The 16,347-nt window shown below is 56.2% G+C and carries 22 protein-coding genes; 10 read left to right on the top strand and 12 right to left on the bottom strand.

Features of this window, described 5'->3' with window-relative positions; genetic code table 11:
• Positions 1–99 precede the first annotated feature (99 nt).
• Positions 100–969, top strand: a complete 870-nt coding sequence (ppk2, locus tag L1065_RS03955; protein WP_237094137.1) for a polyphosphate kinase 2 — start codon at positions 100–102, stop codon at positions 967–969.
• Positions 970–1,016: 47 nt separating this feature from the next.
• Positions 1,017–2,375 carry an MATE family efflux transporter gene (locus L1065_RS03950; RefSeq protein WP_237094136.1) on the top strand — a complete coding sequence of 453 codons (1,359 nt, stop codon included), beginning with the start codon at positions 1,017–1,019 and terminating at the stop codon, positions 2,373–2,375.
• A 5-nt stretch (positions 2,376–2,380) separates the two neighbouring features.
• Here L1065_RS03950 and L1065_RS03945 read toward each other — a convergent pair whose 3' ends face one another.
• Positions 2,381–2,791 (bottom strand): hypothetical protein, encoded by a 411-nt coding sequence (locus L1065_RS03945; protein ID WP_237094135.1) that lies wholly within the window; start codon positions 2,789–2,791, stop codon positions 2,381–2,383.
• A 9-nt stretch (positions 2,792–2,800) separates the two neighbouring features.
• Entirely contained in the window at positions 2,801–4,003 is a 1,203-nt protein-coding gene (locus tag L1065_RS03940; protein ID WP_237094134.1) for a pyridoxal phosphate-dependent aminotransferase, read from the bottom strand.
• Between the two features lie 75 nt (positions 4,004–4,078).
• On the opposite strand from L1065_RS03940, the gene L1065_RS03935 reads away from it, so the two are divergent.
• The 3 genes from L1065_RS03935 to L1065_RS03925 all read left to right on the top strand — a co-directional run bounded on the left by L1065_RS03935 (position 4,079) and on the right by L1065_RS03925 (position 5,365).
• A complete protein-coding gene (locus L1065_RS03935) occupies positions 4,079–4,471 on the top strand; it encodes a helix-turn-helix domain-containing protein (protein ID WP_237094133.1) in 393 nt (130 codons plus the stop codon).
• 2 nt (positions 4,472–4,473) lie between these two features.
• Positions 4,474–4,773: a succinate dehydrogenase assembly factor 2 gene (locus L1065_RS03930; RefSeq protein WP_237094132.1), complete on the top strand. Its 300-nt coding sequence runs from the start codon at positions 4,474–4,476 to the stop codon at positions 4,771–4,773.
• 70 nt (positions 4,774–4,843) lie between these two features.
• The gene (locus L1065_RS03925; protein ID WP_370641134.1) at positions 4,844–5,365 is read left to right on the top strand and encodes a MarR family winged helix-turn-helix transcriptional regulator; all 522 of its coding nucleotides are present in this window, start codon (positions 4,844–4,846) and stop codon (positions 5,363–5,365) included.
• Here the strand turns inward: L1065_RS03925 and L1065_RS03920 are convergent.
• The 5 genes from L1065_RS03920 to L1065_RS03900 form a co-directional block, all read right to left on the bottom strand.
• Positions 5,359–6,066, bottom strand: coding sequence for a DUF1194 domain-containing protein (locus L1065_RS03920; RefSeq protein WP_237094131.1), 708 nt, complete (start codon positions 6,064–6,066; stop codon positions 5,359–5,361). The two genes, L1065_RS03925 and L1065_RS03920, sit on opposite strands and share 7 nt — an antisense overlap.
• A complete protein-coding gene (locus L1065_RS03915; protein ID WP_237094130.1) occupies positions 6,056–6,715 on the bottom strand; it encodes a DUF1194 domain-containing protein in 660 nt (219 codons plus the stop codon). Before L1065_RS03915 ends, L1065_RS03920 begins: the two co-directional genes overlap by 11 nt.
• A 38-nt stretch (positions 6,716–6,753) precedes the next feature.
• A complete protein-coding gene (locus L1065_RS03910; RefSeq protein ID WP_237094129.1) occupies positions 6,754–7,182 on the bottom strand; it encodes a VOC family protein in 429 nt (142 codons plus the stop codon).
• Positions 7,183–7,253: 71 nt separating this feature from the next.
• A complete protein-coding gene (locus L1065_RS03905) occupies positions 7,254–8,639 on the bottom strand; it encodes a surface lipoprotein assembly modifier (protein ID WP_237094128.1) in 1,386 nt (461 codons plus the stop codon).
• Positions 8,640–8,655: 16 nt separating this feature from the next.
• Positions 8,656–9,897 carry a hypothetical protein gene (locus L1065_RS03900; RefSeq protein WP_237094127.1) on the bottom strand — a complete coding sequence of 414 codons (1,242 nt, stop codon included), beginning with the start codon at positions 9,895–9,897 and terminating at the stop codon, positions 8,656–8,658.
• Positions 9,898–10,073: 176 nt separating this feature from the next.
• Between L1065_RS03900 and thyX the strand changes: the two genes are divergently transcribed.
• The 4 genes from thyX to L1065_RS03880 all read left to right on the top strand — a co-directional run bounded on the left by thyX (position 10,074) and on the right by L1065_RS03880 (position 13,033).
• On the top strand, positions 10,074–10,982 hold the full coding sequence (gene thyX / locus L1065_RS03895; protein ID WP_237094126.1) for an FAD-dependent thymidylate synthase: 909 nt from the start codon (positions 10,074–10,076) through the stop codon (positions 10,980–10,982).
• Between the two features lie 39 nt (positions 10,983–11,021).
• Positions 11,022–11,996, top strand: coding sequence for a DNA cytosine methyltransferase (locus L1065_RS03890; RefSeq protein ID WP_237094125.1), 975 nt, complete (start codon positions 11,022–11,024; stop codon positions 11,994–11,996).
• Positions 11,980–12,597 (top strand): hypothetical protein, encoded by a 618-nt coding sequence (locus tag L1065_RS03885; protein WP_237094124.1) that lies wholly within the window; start codon positions 11,980–11,982, stop codon positions 12,595–12,597. Before L1065_RS03890 ends, L1065_RS03885 begins: the two co-directional genes overlap by 17 nt.
• Before the next feature lie 118 nt (positions 12,598–12,715).
• Positions 12,716–13,033: a hypothetical protein gene (locus tag L1065_RS03880; RefSeq protein ID WP_237094123.1), complete on the top strand. Its 318-nt coding sequence runs from the start codon at positions 12,716–12,718 to the stop codon at positions 13,031–13,033.
• 78 nt (positions 13,034–13,111) lie between these two features.
• On the opposite strand, the gene L1065_RS03875 is transcribed toward L1065_RS03880, so the two are convergent.
• Positions 13,112–13,318 (bottom strand): cold-shock protein, encoded by a 207-nt coding sequence (locus tag L1065_RS03875; protein WP_237094122.1) that lies wholly within the window; start codon positions 13,316–13,318, stop codon positions 13,112–13,114.
• Between the two features lie 160 nt (positions 13,319–13,478).
• Here L1065_RS03875 and L1065_RS03870 point away from each other — a divergent pair, with 160 nt between their 5' ends.
• Positions 13,479–13,805, top strand: a complete 327-nt coding sequence (locus L1065_RS03870; RefSeq protein ID WP_237094121.1) for an arsenate reductase family protein — start codon at positions 13,479–13,481, stop codon at positions 13,803–13,805.
• Here the strand turns inward: L1065_RS03870 and L1065_RS03865 are convergent.
• The 4 genes from L1065_RS03865 to L1065_RS03850 form a co-directional block, all read right to left on the bottom strand.
• Entirely contained in the window at positions 13,759–14,334 is a 576-nt protein-coding gene (locus L1065_RS03865) for a DoxX family protein (RefSeq protein ID WP_237094120.1), read from the bottom strand. The two genes, L1065_RS03870 and L1065_RS03865, sit on opposite strands and share 47 nt — an antisense overlap.
• Positions 14,331–15,089: a DUF2063 domain-containing protein gene (locus tag L1065_RS03860; RefSeq protein ID WP_237094119.1), complete on the bottom strand. Its 759-nt coding sequence runs from the start codon at positions 15,087–15,089 to the stop codon at positions 14,331–14,333. Before L1065_RS03860 ends, L1065_RS03865 begins: the two co-directional genes overlap by 4 nt.
• Positions 15,086–15,940 (bottom strand): DUF692 family multinuclear iron-containing protein, encoded by an 855-nt coding sequence (locus L1065_RS03855; RefSeq protein ID WP_237094118.1) that lies wholly within the window; start codon positions 15,938–15,940, stop codon positions 15,086–15,088. Before L1065_RS03855 ends, L1065_RS03860 begins: the two co-directional genes overlap by 4 nt.
• A 64-nt stretch (positions 15,941–16,004) precedes the next feature.
• On the bottom strand, positions 16,005–16,295 hold the full coding sequence (locus L1065_RS03850) for a DUF2282 domain-containing protein (RefSeq protein ID WP_237094117.1): 291 nt from the start codon (positions 16,293–16,295) through the stop codon (positions 16,005–16,007).
• Between the last annotated feature and the right edge of the window lie 52 nt (positions 16,296–16,347).

Genomic DNA, 16,347 nt, shown 5'->3' with positions numbered 1-16,347 from the left:
CACGAGGGGGGAAGCAGGATTTGAGGGAGGTCAAAGCGCAGCCTGCCACAATGCGCTAAGCCAAAGGCAAGAGCCAACATGAAACGGGAGAGATGGCGCATGACCAATCAGATCGAACCAGCCAACAGCGTGGAATTGAAACGCTTTGAGGCGGGTGAATACCCATACAAAACCAAGCTGTCCAAAAAGATATATGAGGCGCAAAAGGCCAAATTGCAGGCCGAGCTTTTGAAGGTTCAGCTGTGGGCGCAGGACACGGGCCAGAAGTTTGTGTTGCTCTTTGAGGGGCGCGATGCGGCTGGCAAGGGTGGCACGATCAAACGGTTTACCGAGCATCTTAATCCACGGGCCGCACGGGTTGTGGCACTGAACAAACCCACCGACGAAGAACGCGGTCAGTGGTATTTCCAACGCTATGTCAATCACTTGCCCACACGTGGCGAGATGGTTCTCTATGACCGCAGCTGGTATAACCGCGCGGGTGTCGAGCGGGTGATGGGCTTTTGTGAGCCCACCGAATATCTGGAGTTTATGCGCCAGACGCCGGTGTTTGAGCAGATGCTGACGCGTTCGGGTATCAGGCTGTATAAATACTGGTTTTCGGTCACGCAGGACGAGCAGAAAGCACGCTTTGACAGCCGCGCCGATGATCCGTTGAAACGCTGGAAACTGTCGCCGATCGACAAGGCATCGCTGAACAAATGGGATGATTACACCGAGGCGAAAGAGGCGATGTTCTTTTATACAGACACCGCAGACGCGCCGTGGACGGTGATCAAATCAAACGACAAAAAACGCGCCCGCCTGAATTGCATGATGCATTTTTTGAACTCGCTTGACTATCCCGACAAGGACACGGATCTGATCACGGCGGCGGACCCGCTGATCGTATGCGGGGCCGATCATGTGATCCACAACTCCGATCAGATTTTGGGCCGTGCCATGCACCCTGACGCGCGACGGACCTGAACGCATGGTGGATTGAAATCCACCTTACATTCCGCCATTGCATAGCCATGCGTGCGACAGATCATTTCACGGCCCTTTTGAAACTGGGCCTGCCGCTGGTCGGCAGCCTGTTGGCCAGCTTTGTTCTGGGTCTGACCGATACGATCATGCTTGGCTGGTATTCGGTTGAGGCCTTGGCCGGTGTGACCATCGCCGGCAGTTTCTTTATGACGCTGGTGATCATCGGGTCGGGATTTTCGATGGCCGTGACGCCTGTGGTGGCAGCGGCGGCCGAGCAGGGTGACGATACCCAAATCAGACGCACCACACGTATGGGTTTGTGGTTGTCGGTGCTGTTTGGCGCGGCGATCATGGGACCGCTTTGGTGGTCGGAAGGATGGCTGATTGCGATTGGGCAAGAGCCGCAGGTGGCCGCATTGGCGCAGGATTATCTGCGCATTGCAGGGTGGGGGATATTTCCTGCGCTGCTGGTGCGCACACTGACCGCCTATCTGGCGGCGATGGAACGCACGCAACCGATCTTGTGGGCCACGCTGGCCGCAGCGGTGGTCAACATCGGGCTGAATTACGCCTTGATCTTTGGCAATTTCGGCGCGCCCGAAATGGGGGTGCGCGGTGCGGCGCTGGCCAGTGGGATCATCCAGTTTGGCCTGCTGGTGTTCTTTGCGTGGTATGCACAAAAGGTGATGCCCGAGCATGCGTTGTTCCAAAATATCTGGCGCAGGGATACGCAGGCGTTTGCGCATATTTTTCAACTGGGCTGGCCGATTGCCCTGACCAATCTGGCCGAAACAGGATTGTTTACGGCCTCGGCCGTGTTGATGGGCTGGCTTGGCACCTTGCCGCTGGCGGCCCACGGCATTGCGCTACAGGTGGCGACGGCGACCTTTATGATCCATCTGGGCCTTAGTCAGGCAACGACAGTGCGGGCGGGCCGCGCCCTGGGGCGGCGTGATGCAGACGGTCTGGCGCTTGGGGGCAAGGTTGCCATTGGCACGTCGCTTGGTGTGTCGGTCATGGCGGTGGCGGTGTTTATCGCGGTGCCAGGTGCTTTGGTGGGATTGTTTTTGGACCCCAATGATCCGATGCGCGATGCGATCCTGCCCATCGGCATCACGCTGATCTATATGGCGGCGCTGTTTCAGTTTGCAGACGGGTTGCAGGTGATTGCCCTTGGGTTGCTGCGCGGTGTGCAGGACACGCGCGCGCCGATGTGGATGGCGGCGGTCAGCTATTGGGGCCTGGGGTTGCCTGCGTCTTATCTGCTGGCGTTTACCCTTGGGCTTGGGGCTGTTGGGGTCTGGCTTGGATTGGTTGTGGGCCTGCTGGCCGCAGCGGTCTTGCTGCTGACGCGGTTCTGGGGGCGCGGGGCGGCGCGGTATGTGGTGCAGGTGGCGGGCACGTAGGCGTCTCAGCCCTTGGATTTTCCCATTAGCCTGTCGGCTTTTTTACGCACCAAGACGCTGCGCAGATCGTGCATGGCCATGAGCAGTGCATCGGTCACATCCTCCAGCTGGTCGTCACTGGCTTTGGACTGCACCCATTGGGTTGTGATGTTCAGGTAATCCACCGCGCGGTGGATATCGTCGATGTCGCGCTGCGCCAGAAGGGCCGTGCGGTCTGCCATCCAGTTTTCGATGCGTGCCAGATCTTCTTGCGACAGGATGCGATCGCCTTGGGGCTTTACCTCACCGTTGCGGATGTTGACCACAGCGATCGGGTCCATTTCGATGCGGCGCTGGCGGTTTTCGGTATCGACCCGAAAGACAAGCGCACCGTTTTCACGGACCCGAAAGTAATACTCTGGAAGCTCAGCGCTCATATCGACCCTCTAGCTTAGACCGTCACAAAAGGAGGCAAGGCGTTTGCAGGCTTCCTTGAGGTTTTCGTCAGAGGTAGCGTAGCTGATGCGGAAGTTCGGGGAAAGCCCGAAGGCCGCGCCGAACACCACCGCGACGCCCGTGTCTTCCAAAAGCGCTTTGGCGAAGGTTTCATCATTGTCGATCAGCACGCCTTTTGGCGTCGTCTTGCCGATCAGGCCTGCGATGTTGGGATAGACGTAGAACGCGCCTTCGGGCGTGGGGCAGGTGATGCCGTCGATTTTGCCAAGTGCGTCCAGCACCAGATCGCGGCGGCGTTTGAACATCACGTTGTTGGGTTCAAGAAAATCCTGCGTGCCGTTCAGCGCCTCAACCGCGGCCCATTGGCTGATCGAACAGGGGTTCGAGGTCGATTGCGATTGCACCTTGCGCATCGCTTTGATGATTTCCTCGGGGCCAGCGGCGTAACCGATGCGCCAGCCTGTCATAGCGTAGGCTTTGGACACGCCGTTACAGGTGAGCGTGCGATCATAGAGCTGTGGTTCCACTTCCGCGGGGGTCGCAAATTCGAACCCGTCGTAGGCCAGATGTTCATACATATCGTCGGTCATAATCCAGACATGCGGGTGGCGGAGCAGAACATCTGTCAGCTCTTTCAACTCGGCGCGGCTATAGCCTGCGCCCGTGGGGTTGGAGGGCGAGTTGAAGATGAACCATTTGGTCTTGGGTGTAATCGCGGCTTCAAGCTGGTCCGCGGTGATCTTGAAATTGTTGTCCAGCGTGGCCTCGACGGTCACAGGCGTGCCGCCGCCAAGCAAAACCATATCGGGATAGCTGACCCAATAGGGTGCGGGGATGATCACTTCGTCGCCATCATTCAGCGTGGCAATCAGCGCGTTATAAAGCGTTTGTTTGCCGCCCGTTCCGACGCTGACCTGCGCGGGGGTATAGTCCAGCCCATTGTCGCGTTTCAGTTTGTCGCAGATGGCTTGCTTGAGTTCGGGGATGCCGTCGGGGGCGGTGTATTTCGTTTTGCCTGCGGCGATGGCGGCAACGGCGGCATCTTTGATGTTTTGGGGCGTGTCGAAGTCAGGCTCGCCCGCGCCCAGGCCGATCACATCCATACCTTTGGCCTTCAATTCGCCTGCAAGGGTCGTCACCGCGATGGTGGGGGACGGTTTGACGCGGGCGAGAGTCGTGGACAGGAAAGGCATGGTCGTCTCCGTAGGGTTGTAGCGGCGTGTGACCGCGTTATTGATGTGTTAACCCATACGCCCAAGGAGATCACAATGGAAGACAGTGCAAAAGACTGGTTCAGCCCCGAGGCATCGACATTCGGAGATCGGGTTGCCGGCGCACGTGACGCAGCTGGCATGAGCCAGGAGCAACTGGCCAAACGCCTTGGCGTCAAATTGGTCACGCTTCAAAACTGGGAAAACGATCTGTCCGAGCCGCGCGCCAATAAGTTGACGATGATGGCGGGTTTGCTGAGCGTATCGCTGCGCTGGCTGCTGGAAGGCGAAGGCGACGAGATTGAAGCGCCCGGCACCGATGCAGAGGCGTTTCCCGAAGGTGTGGACGATTTGCTGCTGGAATTGCGCAAGGTGCGGATCGAGATGGAAAAGCAGGCACGCCGTGCAGGGGTCATTGAAAAGAGGTTGCGTGCTGCGCTAAGAGCGTAGGCATGAGTGATCTTCCCCAAATCCCGCAGCCACAGCCCCCCGCAGATGAACCACGCGAGACCCGCATCAAGCGGCTTTACATGCGTTCCATCCGCCGTGGCATCAAGGAGATGGACGTGATTCTGATGGGCTACGCCGATGCGCATCTGGCAGGTCTGAGCGATGACGAGCTGACGACCTATGATGCGCTTTTGGCTGAAAATGACCATGATCTTTACCAATGGGTCACAGGGCAGGTGGTCACACCGCCCGAGTTTTTGGACATGATCAGCGATATTGCGGCACATCTGAAAAAAACTTGAACCGCTTTAACGGCGAATTAGCGAATTAGCGGGTATCGCTATCTTCGAGCAGCAATGTCGGAGAAAGATGATGAGTATGCACAGCCAAATGACGCCCCCCACCCAAGGGACTGGTCAGGGTGGCGCAAATGCAGGGTTTGTTACAGGCTATCTGGATGCTTTGGCCCTGGTTGAACGTTTGCACAGGCTTTTGCTGGACGTGATCAAGGATGAATTTGAGCGCGTGGGCGTGATTGAGATCAACTCGGTGCAGGCGCTTTTGCTTTTCAACGTGGGCGACAACGAAGTGACGGCGGGTGAATTGAAAACCCGTGGCTACTATCAGGGTTCCAACGTGAGCTATAACCTCAAAAAACTGGTTGAAATGGGTTATATGCACCATCAGCGTTGCGAGGTGGATCGCAGATCGGTGCGCGTCAAGCTGACCGAAAAGGGCCGCATGATTTGCAAACTGGTTAAGGATCTATTTGAAGGCCATTCCGAAGGGCTGATGCAAAAAGCGGTTCTGGATATGGACGAATTGGACCGTATCAACACCGCGCTGCGCCGGGTGGAGCGGTATTGGACCGATCAGATCCGCTATATCTATTGAAGCGCGCCGATGGCCACGCTTTGTAACTCACGTATGAGTTTACGGGTCATCGCGGCTTCAAACGCCTCAAACCCGAGCGCGGTTTCCACAAAGGACTGTCGGCCAAGGACAACCTGGGTTTGGTAATAGGCAGAAAGCTCTGCAATATCGCCTTGCCGCTGATCATCGCGCCTTTGACTGTCAGAGCCGATGACCAGACCGTTGATCGTGATGCCCTGCATCTGCGGAATGGCGCGCACGGCTTGGGGGCGGGGGCCTGTGTTGTTCTTGCCATCGCCCGATATATCGAGGGTCTTGCGCCAACACGCGGGGCCTTGGTCCAGTGCGGTTGCGCCAAAGGACATGGCGGTGCCAAGCGCGGTGGACGGATCCGCAGCGACCCGTTGTGTGGTGCGCAGAACGGTGATGATACGGGCAAGATCGGAAGGGCCGGTGATGGGTGTCCAATCCAGCAAGACACGCTGATGGCTTGGGCCGCTCCATTCATAGATATGCAGCGCGACGGGTGTTTCGGGCATATCCAGAAGGATGTCTTGAACCGCGCGCGCACCAAGCGCATTGGCCAGTCCGTCAAGTTGCAAGCGGTATTCCTGTGCATCGACCGACCCTGACACATCCATCCCAAGCGACAGGGCCTGACGGCACGCAGCCGAGGCACTGCCGGCCATTGCTGCAAAGATCAGCGCGGCCCTAATCCACATCCAACACGCCCACGACGAGGCCCGAGACCTCGCGCTCCAGTTTGCGGCGCATGGCGCGTTCAAAATCCTCAAACCCTTGGGCCACTTCGAAAAAGGCAGAGGGGCCATGCAGCACATCCTGCGCGTAATACGCGATAAGCTGTGTTTCGGCCTCAAATTCCGCGGCGTTGACGACCAAACCGTTCACCGTGACCCCGTCATAGACCCCTGTGGCATAGACCTCGCGGGGGCCGAAGCCTTCGTTGTTGCTGCCATCGCCCGACATATCCAAGGTCTGCGCGGCGCAAGCGGGGGCGTCATCCAGAAGGGTGCGCCCAAAAAGAAGCGCTTCGCCCATTGCGGTGGGAAATTCAGCGTAGGCGCGTGTAGAGGTGGCAACGGTTGTCGATACGCGCTGCAGATCCTGTTGTGATGTGATCAGGGTCCAGTCGCGGATCAGCGTTTGGTGGTAACGCCCGCTCCATTCGTAGATGGCGATGGCCACGGGATCGCCGCCCGCCAAAAAGGCGCGCACCACATCAGGTGCCACCAGCGCGCGGGCCAAGCCACCGCGCTGCAACGCATCTTCACGCGCGTCGACCGAAGAGGACACATCCACCGCCAGCACCAGCGCCAAGCGGCACCCCGACCAAGCGGGCGTTGCCAGCATGACAGCGGCAAGACAAAGCGCCGCTGGTATCTTGAGGGCTACCAATGACCTGTGTTTTCCATGCTGGCCCATGGTTCTTGGGGGGCAAGTGCATCGCCTTCTTGCAACAGCTCGATCGAGATGTTGTCGGGCGAGCGGACAAAGGCCATGTGCCCGTCGCGCGGCGGGCGATTGATGGTCACACCATTGTCCATCAGGTGTTGGCAGAGCTGGTAAATATTACCGACGCGGTACGCCAGATGCCCGAAATGGCGGCTGTCGGATGGCAGCCCGTCGTCGCCATCCCAATTATAGGTCAATTCGACAGGGCATTCTTCCTGCCCTTCGGGGGCCATGAACACAAGGGTAAATCGGCCGCCTTCATTGTCCCAACGGCGCGTTTCCTTCAGGCCGAGCAGCGCATAAAAGGCCATTGATTTTTCAAGGTCTTTCACGCGGACCATCGTGTGCAGATATTTCAGGGTCATGTCATTGCTTTCGCTTTGTGGGCACATCTTTGTTAACCTAGCAAGGCCGCGCTTAAATGCGAGGTGCGTGTTCAAAAAACAGAGCCGATCCCGAAAGAGAGACCGATCTGTTCGGAGTCGTATAGATCGAGGTTGGATTGGGTTTGCGAGATCGACAGGCTGACCGTTGGCGCGAATCCGAACACGCTGGCATCTTTGAAAAACAGGCTGACGCCGCCGCTGTATTGTGTATCTGCGCGTGGGTCAGGCCCATAAAGCGAAACTGCACGGTCATAGCTGCGGGTCCCGACCGACAGGTTCAGCCGCGTGGTCGCGCCGAAGATGGGGTCGGCAAGGGCATATGATCCACTCAGGGTCGCGCCATCATAGGCCACAAATGCTGAGTCCGAGGCGGTATCGATCAGCGTGGCCGACAGGCGCAACCTGTCACGGTTTTCCAAAACCCGCGTCCAGCCCAAGGTTAGCTGAGTGACATCCGAGCTGCGTATTTCGGAGTCCTGCCGTTCGCGGATTGCATAGCTGAGCCGTCCGTCGAGGACCGTGCGATCATCCAGAAACCAGCGGCGCGCCAGATCAAGGGAAATGCTGTTGGTCAAACGGTCACCGCCATACCAGTTTGCCCCCAATGAAAGGCCCGCCGATGTGCTGCCCTTGTCTTGGCTCAGCCATGTGTAGCGGCCCGAAAGTTTAACCTCCCGAAAGGCGAAATCGCTGGCTTTCGCATCGGGGGCCTGTCTTTTGGCCTCGGACGACAGCAGATAGTCGCGCGCGTTCAGCGACAGGGCCAGTGACCAGCGATTGCCGGCGTCGGTCGGTTTTGAATAGCTGGCGTCCAGACCGTAGGACAATTCGGTGCCAGACAGGGCCCGTCCGCTGCCGCTCAGCTCAAACGGCAGACCGCCGATAATGATGGTTCCGTCGGTGGGGGCGTTGTTTAGATTGTCGGTGGGTTTGACGTTGAAGCTGAATTGCAGACGTATTGGATTGGCGTTGCGGACTTTTGCGTAGCTGCGGGCGAGGGCCTGTTTTTGGCGTGGCTCGGTTGCGTAAAATTCGGCTCTGCGCAGCCAGATTTGCGTTTGGTTCAGCTTGTCTTGTTGGGCAAAACTATCTGCGACTAGGGCCGCGGCTGTATATTTCTCGTTTGGTTTGTCGGATTTGCGAAAGGCACGACGGGCGGCGAACCGTGCCTTGGCAGGTTGTCCAAGGCGTGCTTCGGCCTGTGCAAGAATGAGGAGCGCGCGGATGTCATCGGGATCACCGCGCAAGATCCCAAGTGCGATTTCACGGGCGGCTTGGGGCTTTTTCTGCCGGATCAGGTTGAGTGCAAGGCTGCGGGCCTGCGCCACACTTAACGTGACACTGTCGGCGGATTGGGCCAGTGACGGCGCGGTGGGTGCTGCCGATATCAGCCCCGCAAGGCATATGGCCCAACAGAAGGTGGAAAACAGCTTCATCCTTGGGCCAAATGCATCAGTCGAAGTCGCCTTCGATGACCTCTCCAACAAAAACGCCAACCTCTTGCGCATTAAAATCGCTTTCAAACGGCTCGTCGTCGATGACAGTGCCTGTGACCACGGCACCCGGGGGCAGATCAGCAGGGTCCAGAGTGATCAGCGGCACGTTAAGGCCCGCATCAACCAGGTCTTGCGCGGCTTCGCGGGCCGCCTCGTCGAGGGCAGAGACTTCACCTTCGGTCACAACAACAAGTGGGTTGCCTGTTGCAGGGTCCAGCACGGGGTTGCCACCCGCGTCCAGAACGGGTTCGGTGATGGTGTATTGGACCACTTCGAAGCGCACCAATTCCGCATGGGCGACGCCGACCTGAATTTGGAAGCCACCCACATCGCTGGCGTCATCACCTGCCAGCAATCCTTCGTATTCGCCTTCGGTGACGCTGAAGCCTTCGGGCACGATGGTTGACGTCTCTCCAGCTGTCCATTCGCCTGTTGACGCGTCAAATTCGACAACCGCCAACAGGACATCTGGCAGATCATTCTTGACCGTGCCGTCAACGTAATGGGACTGTTTGTCATAGATCGTGCCTGTGATCGCACCTTCCAACCCTTCAACCTCCGGATCGAAGTCTTTGATGTCGAGCAGAAGATCCAGCTTGCCGCTGGTCAGTTCCAAAGGGCCGCCTTCCTCTATTTTGCGAGTGCCCGCATAGACGCCGCTATAGCGGAATTCACTTGGGCCAACGCCATCAACAACATCGGGCAGGCTATAGCTGTCGCGTTTAATGTTCGCCCCAGTGTAGCCAAAATCAAACCATTCTGCGCCCGCAACGGCTGCGCCCTGTATCACATCGGTTTCAACGTAAACGGCATAATAGGTGATCACGCCGTCTGTTTCGACACCGCCAATGGTTTCGGTACGGCTGCGAAAGACTGCGCCGCCGGCGACACCAGCATGGCCCGGCAGGGTCACACCTGTTTCATCATAGGTTTTGGTCGACCCATCGAAGGGCAGGTTGTTGATGACCAATTCGCGGGTGCCGTCATCATTTTCAACATATTGAACATCGTTGGCGGTAATGCCGCGGGCAGGGTCCCAAGCGAATTTATTGTCGACCACCACATTGGGATCGCCTTCTTCCAGCTCTTGGGTGATTTCTTCATCCACAAGGAACGGGTTGGTCCCGTCGCCACCGCAGGCGGCCAGTGCCAAAAGGGAAAGCCCGCCGATCATAAATTTGGGTGCAAAGCGCGTCATTGGTTCTCACTGCCCGTTCTTCGTTAATTTTGTGTGTATCGTCGTGTTTTTAATGCTCTAAGTCAACATAGCAAAGGGTGAGCCCTGCCCACTATATCGCTGTTTTGCAACGAAGCGAACCCAGATATAGTGGTGCCAACCCGATTCCGTTGATTCCGTTTTCAGAAAGGCCGTGCATGCCCATTACACCCGAACAACAGGCTGAAATTGACGCGCAACGCGGTCAGTCCCATCACACCATTCGGGCCACCGTGCCGGGTATGGAAGCTCATCTTTACGAGGCAAAACCTGTTTTGGATCATGGGTTTATCCGCGTCATTGATTATATGGGTGATGACAATGCGATCACGCAAGCGGCGCGCGTCAGCTACGGCAAAGGCACCAAATCGGTTCAAAACGACGAAGGGTTGATCCGGTATCTGATGCGTCACTGGCACTCGACCCCCTTTGAGATGTGCGAAATCAAATTGCATGTGAAGCTGCCTGTTTTTGTGGCACGTCAGTGGATCAGGCACCGCACGGCCAACGTAAACGAATATTCGGCGCGCTATTCGATTCTGGATCGGGAGTTTTATATCCCCGCGCCAGACCACCTTGCAGCGCAGTCGGTTGTGAATAACCAGGGGCGCGGCGCTGCACTTGAAGGCGAGGAGGCCGCACGCGTTTTGGACATCCTCAAGACCGATAGCAACCGTGCCTACGACCATTACGAGCAGATGATTTCGGAAGATGGCCAGCAAGGGCTTGCCCGCGAGTTGGCCCGTATGAACCTGCCCGCAAATGTCTACACGCAGTGGTATTGGAAGGTTGATTTGCACAACTTGTTCCATTTCTTGCGTTTGCGGGCGGACGCCCACGCACAATATGAAATCCGCGTGTATGCCGATGCGATTTGTGAGGTCGTCAAGGATTGGGTGCCCTTCGCCTATTCCGCGTTTGAAGATTACCGCATGGGCGGTGCACAGCTGTCTGGCAAAGGTGTCGAATGCATGCGCCGCATGCTGGCAGGCGAAAATGTGACCCAAGAGAGCAGTGGAATGAGCAAAGGTGAGTGGCGCGAATTTATGGCTGTGATTGAGGGGTGAGCAATCTTTTGTTAATCGCCAACGCCTATCCTTTCTTGGATGTATCAGTTAGATCTATTTGACATGAACCAAGCCATCGCAATTAGAGATGAAAAATCGCCGCCAGTGAGTGCGGACTTGCGTTTTGTAGATCTTTTTGCGGGGATTGGAGGATTTCACTTTGCGCTGCATGCGCTTGGTGCGAGGTGCGTTTTTGCCTCCGAAATCGATCCGCATGCAAGGCTTACGTATGAACAAAATCTTAAACCTGTTGCCAGCGAACTGTTCGATCTTGGCAATTTCGCTGGTGATATCTCGTCTGTAGATGCAACACGCATTCCAGACCACGACATCCTGTGCGGTGGGTTTCCGTGTCAACCGTTCTCCCAAGCAGGGTTCAAGAAAGGTTTTCATGAAGCCAAAGACAATCGCGGCAATATGTTTTTTGAAATTGAGCGTATTTTAAAAACGAAGCGCCCAAGCGCATTTTTCCTTGAGAACGTGCGTCATTTGAAAAATCACGATGACGGCCGAACACTTGCGACCATACAATCAAAATTGGAAGGTCTGGGTTACTCTTTTCTTTACAAAGTGGTCAAAGCTTCTGATCACGGCCTGCCGCAACATCGGCCACGGCTTTTTATGGTGGGGTTCAAAGGAGAAAAAACAGAGGAAAGCGAGTTTCGTTTCCCAGAACCTGAACCCCTCAACTTGTTCATGAGTGATATATTTGGCGCCCCTTGTAACAAGCCTATCGGCTATACGCTTCGTGTCGGTGGGCGTGGATCTGGTTTGTTAGATAGGAGAAATTGGGATGGCTATTTGGTCGATGGTAAAGAGCACCGTCTTACACCAAAAGACGGTATAAAAATGATGGGGCTTCCAGAAGGTTTTCAATTTCCAACGAAAACGCCTCTTACGCAGGCTATGAAGCAGCTTGGAAATTCAGTTGCAGTTCCAGCCGTGAAAGCAACTGGCGCTGCAATAATAAACCACCTCAATCTACGGAATGAGAAAAATGTCGACGTGGGATGAATTTCAATCGCATGAAATTTGCAAGAAAGGCGGCACAAGCAAAGCCTTAGACACCTTTTGTGAAATAGTTCCTGATTTCAGAGAACTCGCGCACCTGAGGCCATCCGAGTACGTGTCCGAAGTCTGGTCGCGGTATACGTCGCTCGAAAACCCCAACCGAGATATCAATGGGTTGGTATTTGAGTATACACTTATAAGCCTTCTTATGAACAAAGGCTTATTGCCAATTTATGTTCAGGCACGCGTCGCATTTGTGCCTAATGTAAACTTTGACCTCCTCCTTTACACTAAACAAAAGCCTGTTGTCATTAGTGCCAAGACGAGCCTGAGGGAACGGTACAAGCAAGCAGATTTGGAGGCGATTGCGCTGAAATACGTTCATCGCAAGGCTGACAGCTATCTTCTTACCCTGAATGAGAAAGAGTCGGCATCAGTAAACCGTAAAATCCAAACAGGCGATGTGATCGGTCTTAACAAAGTGATCCTTGCTACCAGTCCAGATATTGATGATCTGCTTGATACTTTAGGCGAATTGGACTTTGTCGAAGCGGGTACGATCGATATCGTGACGGCCAGTAGTATCATAGCGCCAAAGGTTTAGCTGCGTAAAAGCAGAAACGCACCGTTTCCATTAACCAAATTGACCTAGGGCCCAAAATGTGGCTAATCTGTGGATAAGTTTGTCCAAATAATGGTGCAGAGGCACGAGGGAGTACAATATGTTGAAGAAGTTGAGCATCGCGGCAGCCGTTGTTATCGCAGGCGCTAGTGCGGCGGCGGCAGAGGCGAAAATCTATTCGTATGATGGCGCAAAAGGCAATTATTGCCCCGCTGGTCTTCAGCCGATCACCATGAATGGTGTGATCTGCTGTGGCACGCCAAACGCTGGCAGCTACCAAGCGATGATGATGCATCCTGCGCCCAAAAAGCGCGTGAAAAAAGTTGTGAAGCGCCATACACACAGCCATGTCGTGCGCCACACCCACACGACGACATACCATTCGCACACACACAAGCACGGTCACAAACACCACTAAAGGCCAAGTGCTGAACACAAAAACGCCGCGCTGAGGATCCCTCGCGCGGCGTTTTTCATGTCTTGTCGGGTGGTGCGACTAGAGCAGAACCAACTCGCCTGCGCTTTCGCGGCCATCGCGGCCTGCGACCATCTCAAACTGGATTTTCTGGTCATCGTTCAACGATGTCAGGCCAGCGGCTTCCACTGCCGAGATATGGACAAAGATGTCTTTGCCACCATCATCGGGTGCGATAAAGCCATAGCCTTTAGTTTGATTGAACCATTTTACGGTGCCAGTGGCCATCCGCCTTCTCCTTCAGTCGTGGACCTGCGGGGTGCAGGTATCTTGTCTATTGGTGCGACATGGCGCTGGCTATGCCGCGGGGTTATGATAATTCAGTTAGTGTGATGGCGCGGAAATCAAGGTGCGCCCCTGTGACATTCGCGCCCAGAAAGGACCCCAGATGATCGTTTACGGATTAAAAGCCTGTGACACCTGCCGCAAAGCATTAAAAGCGTTGCAAGCTGCTGGACATCCCGCCCAGTTGCGTGACGTGCGTGCCGAGCCGCTTGATCCAGAGACGCTTACGCGGTTCGAAGCGGCCTTTGGTGCGGCGTTGCTTAACACGCGTTCAACCACGTGGCGGGGGCTGGATGAGGATACGCGCAAAACGCCAGCCATCGAATTGTTGCAAGAGCATCCCGCCTTGATGAAACGTCCCGTTATCGAAGCGGATGGGCGTCTCACACTGGGGTGGACGAAAGATGTGCAGGCGACGTGGATTTCCTGAGCAGGCGATCTGCCGACAGCGGACCCCCGCCGCGCACGACCAAAACGATCAGGACAAACAGCCAAAACGCCCTTTGATCCACGATGAGTGAGCCTGGGATATTGTCGAACCACACGCCGATATCGGCGGCGCCCAATCCGTGCCCAAAGATATCCACCCATGTTTGCACGGCAATAAAGCCAATCATCCCAAGTGCGGCCAATCGCGTGAAAAGGCCGATAAGGATCAGGAATGGCAGGATAAATTCCGCCCATGTGCCTGCCAATGCAACTGCCCAATGAAAAGTGCCCAGTTGCGATGGATCATATCCCACAGCCTCGATCGCCTTGGGGAAAATCTGGAAATAAGCGCCATCCGCGGGGACGAACAGCCCTGTGATCCCGTCGCCCAATTTCGTCAGGCCAGAGGCCCAGAAGTATTGCAACAGCGTCGCAACAAAAACTAGCCGTGCCAAAGTGGGTGTGATCCAATCTCCGGCAGCGGTCAGACGATCAAAAATGGCGTGATGCAAAGTGATAAGACGGGTCATGGGGCAGGGGCTTTCGGTAGGGTCAGGGACGTGATGGCGCCGCCCGCCAGCAAAATGCCAAGGGCTGCGCCGAGGTCGAAGTCAGCAACGGCCGCCGTGGCCGTATCAAGCGCTGCGCCAAGCGGCTGCGTTTCAAGCGCGATCAGGAATGTCGCCATGCCCGCAGGCAATAGGTGCGGCGTGGGATCATACTCTGGCCGCATGATCAGCACCGCTTCGCCGTGCATCTGTGGTGTGGGCGCGTCCAGCATATTTGCCGCCCAAATGCCGTAGATTGGCCAGCGTGAGCGCAACAAGATTGCCGAGGGCGCAAGCGCGATGCGGCTTTGCATCAGTGTTTCCGGGGGAATTGCGGCCAAAACACTTGGTTCTATCGGTGCGGCATCTTTCGCATGATAGCTTTCGCGCATAGCAAGTTCCAAGCGGGCCACATCGGCAAGATAGGGCAGGTTTTGGGCGGGTGGGAAGCCTTGCAGAAATGCAGGCAGCTCCTGACCGTAGTGCATCATCAGCGGCGTTTTGGGGGGATGGGCGCGCAGATATACCCCTGCCAAGGCATCAAAGAAGCGATCGCCAACCAACTTGCGAATAACCGGAAAGCCCGTGCGCAGGGCTTCGGTCAAACTGGCGGCTACGTTGTTGCGGTATACGGCAAACCGTTTGGGCGCGGTTTGGCCTTGCGGGTCAATCAAGCCCGCTGGCGTGGGTTGGGACGGATCCAGAAGGGCCACGGTGAAGGCGTCTTGGCAGATCATGCCTGCACCGTTGCAAGGGCGGTATGGGCGCGGGCGGCTTGGGCTTCCAGCACCGTCCAGTCGGGCACATCGGTGTCCCATTCGATCAGCACAGGGCGGGGGCCTGCGCGCTGCAGGACATGATCAAGCAAGGCCCAGACCGGATCCGCCACCTCTGCGCCGTGGCTGTCAATCAGCAAGGGCGCACCGTGATCGTCGGTGTCCTCGTCATGTCCGCCAAGATGGATTTCCCCAACCTTATCAAGGGGAAAGGCATCAAGATAAGACAGCGGATCGGTCTGTTGATTGACCGCCGACACAAACACGTTGTTGACATCCAATAGCAGGCCGCAGCCTGTTCGGTTGGTAATCTCGGTCAGAAATGCCACCTCGGACATCTGGCTTTCTGCGAAGGCCAGATAGTTTGACGGGTTTTCAAGCAGCATCTGACGACCAAGCAGGTCTTGAACCTGATCAATGTGGGCGCAAACGCGGGTCAGGGTTGTTTGGGTATAGGGCAGTGGCAGCAAATCGTTCAAAAACCCGATATCGTGGGTCGACCACGCAAGATGTTCCGAAAAACTGGCTGGTTTGACGCGGTCGCACAACGCCTTGAGCCGCGCAAGGTGGTCTGGGTCAAGCGGGCCTTCGCCGCCAATCGACAGGCCAACACCATGAACGGACAGGGGAAATGTCTCGGCAAGAGCGGCAAGCTGCGCCAAGGGGCGGCCACCTGCGCCCATGTAGTTTTCGGCATGCACTTCCAACCAGCCAACCGATCCCGCGTTCTCCATAATCTGGGTGAAATGCTGCGGCTTGTAGCCAACGCCTGCGCAATGCGGCAGGCCGTGAGGGGGGGATTGATCAAACATCTGTCAGGGTCTTTGTCAGGGAGTGGGTGGCGCGGGGCGCATAAAACGTCCCGCGCCGAAACGCTTATGCTGGCAGATCGCGGTCCAGTGGCTCAAGCGAGCCCATGCGGCCGCCTTCTTTTTCCATTGTGACGCATGTGCCCGCGTCGACCGATTTCCATGCATTGCCTTGGTAATCGACTGTTGAAGACCCTGCACAAGTTGTGCCTGGGCCTGCTGCGCAATCGTTTTCGCCTGCAAGGCTGATGCCGTAGCATTTCTCTTTCGACATGGCGGTTGCCGTTGTGGTGGAATGTGCAGTCAAAGCGGCTGCAACGGCGCCTGCAACGGCGAGTGTTTTCATAGTATTGGACATAAATGTCTCCCTTTGGTTTCATGTGTCAGGGTCCCGAGAAGGACTGATCAAA

The sequence above is a fragment of the Nereida sp. MMG025 genome (assembly GCF_021654165.1).
Lineage (GTDB): Bacteria > Pseudomonadota > Alphaproteobacteria > Rhodobacterales > Rhodobacteraceae > Nereida.
The sequence above is the reverse complement of the archived record's forward strand: the minus strand, read 5'-3'. Positions and strand labels throughout refer to the sequence as shown.

Coding starts and splice junctions, on each gene's coding strand:
- ppk2 (WP_237094137.1), top strand. CDS start 100: ATGACCAATCAGATCGAACCAGCCAACAGCGTGGAATTGAAACGCTTT.
- L1065_RS03950 (WP_237094136.1), top strand. CDS start 1,017: ATGCGTGCGACAGATCATTTCACGGCCCTTTTGAAACTGGGCCTGCCG.
- L1065_RS03945 (WP_237094135.1), bottom strand. CDS start 2,791: ATGAGCGCTGAGCTTCCAGAGTATTACTTTCGGGTCCGTGAAAACGGT.
- L1065_RS03940 (WP_237094134.1), bottom strand. CDS start 4,003: ATGCCTTTCCTGTCCACGACTCTCGCCCGCGTCAAACCGTCCCCCACC.
- L1065_RS03935 (WP_237094133.1), top strand. CDS start 4,079: ATGGAAGACAGTGCAAAAGACTGGTTCAGCCCCGAGGCATCGACATTC.
- L1065_RS03930 (WP_237094132.1), top strand. CDS start 4,474: ATGAGTGATCTTCCCCAAATCCCGCAGCCACAGCCCCCCGCAGATGAA.
- L1065_RS03925 (WP_370641134.1), top strand. CDS start 4,844: ATGAGTATGCACAGCCAAATGACGCCCCCCACCCAAGGGACTGGTCAG.
- L1065_RS03920 (WP_237094131.1), bottom strand. CDS start 6,066: ATGTGGATTAGGGCCGCGCTGATCTTTGCAGCAATGGCCGGCAGTGCC.
- L1065_RS03915 (WP_237094130.1), bottom strand. CDS start 6,715: ATGCTGGCAACGCCCGCTTGGTCGGGGTGCCGCTTGGCGCTGGTGCTG.
- L1065_RS03910 (WP_237094129.1), bottom strand. CDS start 7,182: ATGACCCTGAAATATCTGCACACGATGGTCCGCGTGAAAGACCTTGAA.
- L1065_RS03905 (WP_237094128.1), bottom strand. CDS start 8,639: ATGAAGCTGTTTTCCACCTTCTGTTGGGCCATATGCCTTGCGGGGCTG.
- L1065_RS03900 (WP_237094127.1), bottom strand. CDS start 9,897: ATGACGCGCTTTGCACCCAAATTTATGATCGGCGGGCTTTCCCTTTTG.
- thyX (WP_237094126.1), top strand. CDS start 10,074: ATGCCCATTACACCCGAACAACAGGCTGAAATTGACGCGCAACGCGGT.
- L1065_RS03890 (WP_237094125.1), top strand. CDS start 11,022: ATGTATCAGTTAGATCTATTTGACATGAACCAAGCCATCGCAATTAGA.
- L1065_RS03885 (WP_237094124.1), top strand. CDS start 11,980: ATGTCGACGTGGGATGAATTTCAATCGCATGAAATTTGCAAGAAAGGC.
- L1065_RS03880 (WP_237094123.1), top strand. CDS start 12,716: ATGTTGAAGAAGTTGAGCATCGCGGCAGCCGTTGTTATCGCAGGCGCT.
- L1065_RS03875 (WP_237094122.1), bottom strand. CDS start 13,318: ATGGCCACTGGCACCGTAAAATGGTTCAATCAAACTAAAGGCTATGGC.
- L1065_RS03870 (WP_237094121.1), top strand. CDS start 13,479: ATGATCGTTTACGGATTAAAAGCCTGTGACACCTGCCGCAAAGCATTA.
- L1065_RS03865 (WP_237094120.1), bottom strand. CDS start 14,334: ATGACCCGTCTTATCACTTTGCATCACGCCATTTTTGATCGTCTGACC.
- L1065_RS03860 (WP_237094119.1), bottom strand. CDS start 15,089: ATGATCTGCCAAGACGCCTTCACCGTGGCCCTTCTGGATCCGTCCCAA.
- L1065_RS03855 (WP_237094118.1), bottom strand. CDS start 15,940: ATGTTTGATCAATCCCCCCCTCACGGCCTGCCGCATTGCGCAGGCGTT.
- L1065_RS03850 (WP_237094117.1), bottom strand. CDS start 16,295: ATGTCCAATACTATGAAAACACTCGCCGTTGCAGGCGCCGTTGCAGCC.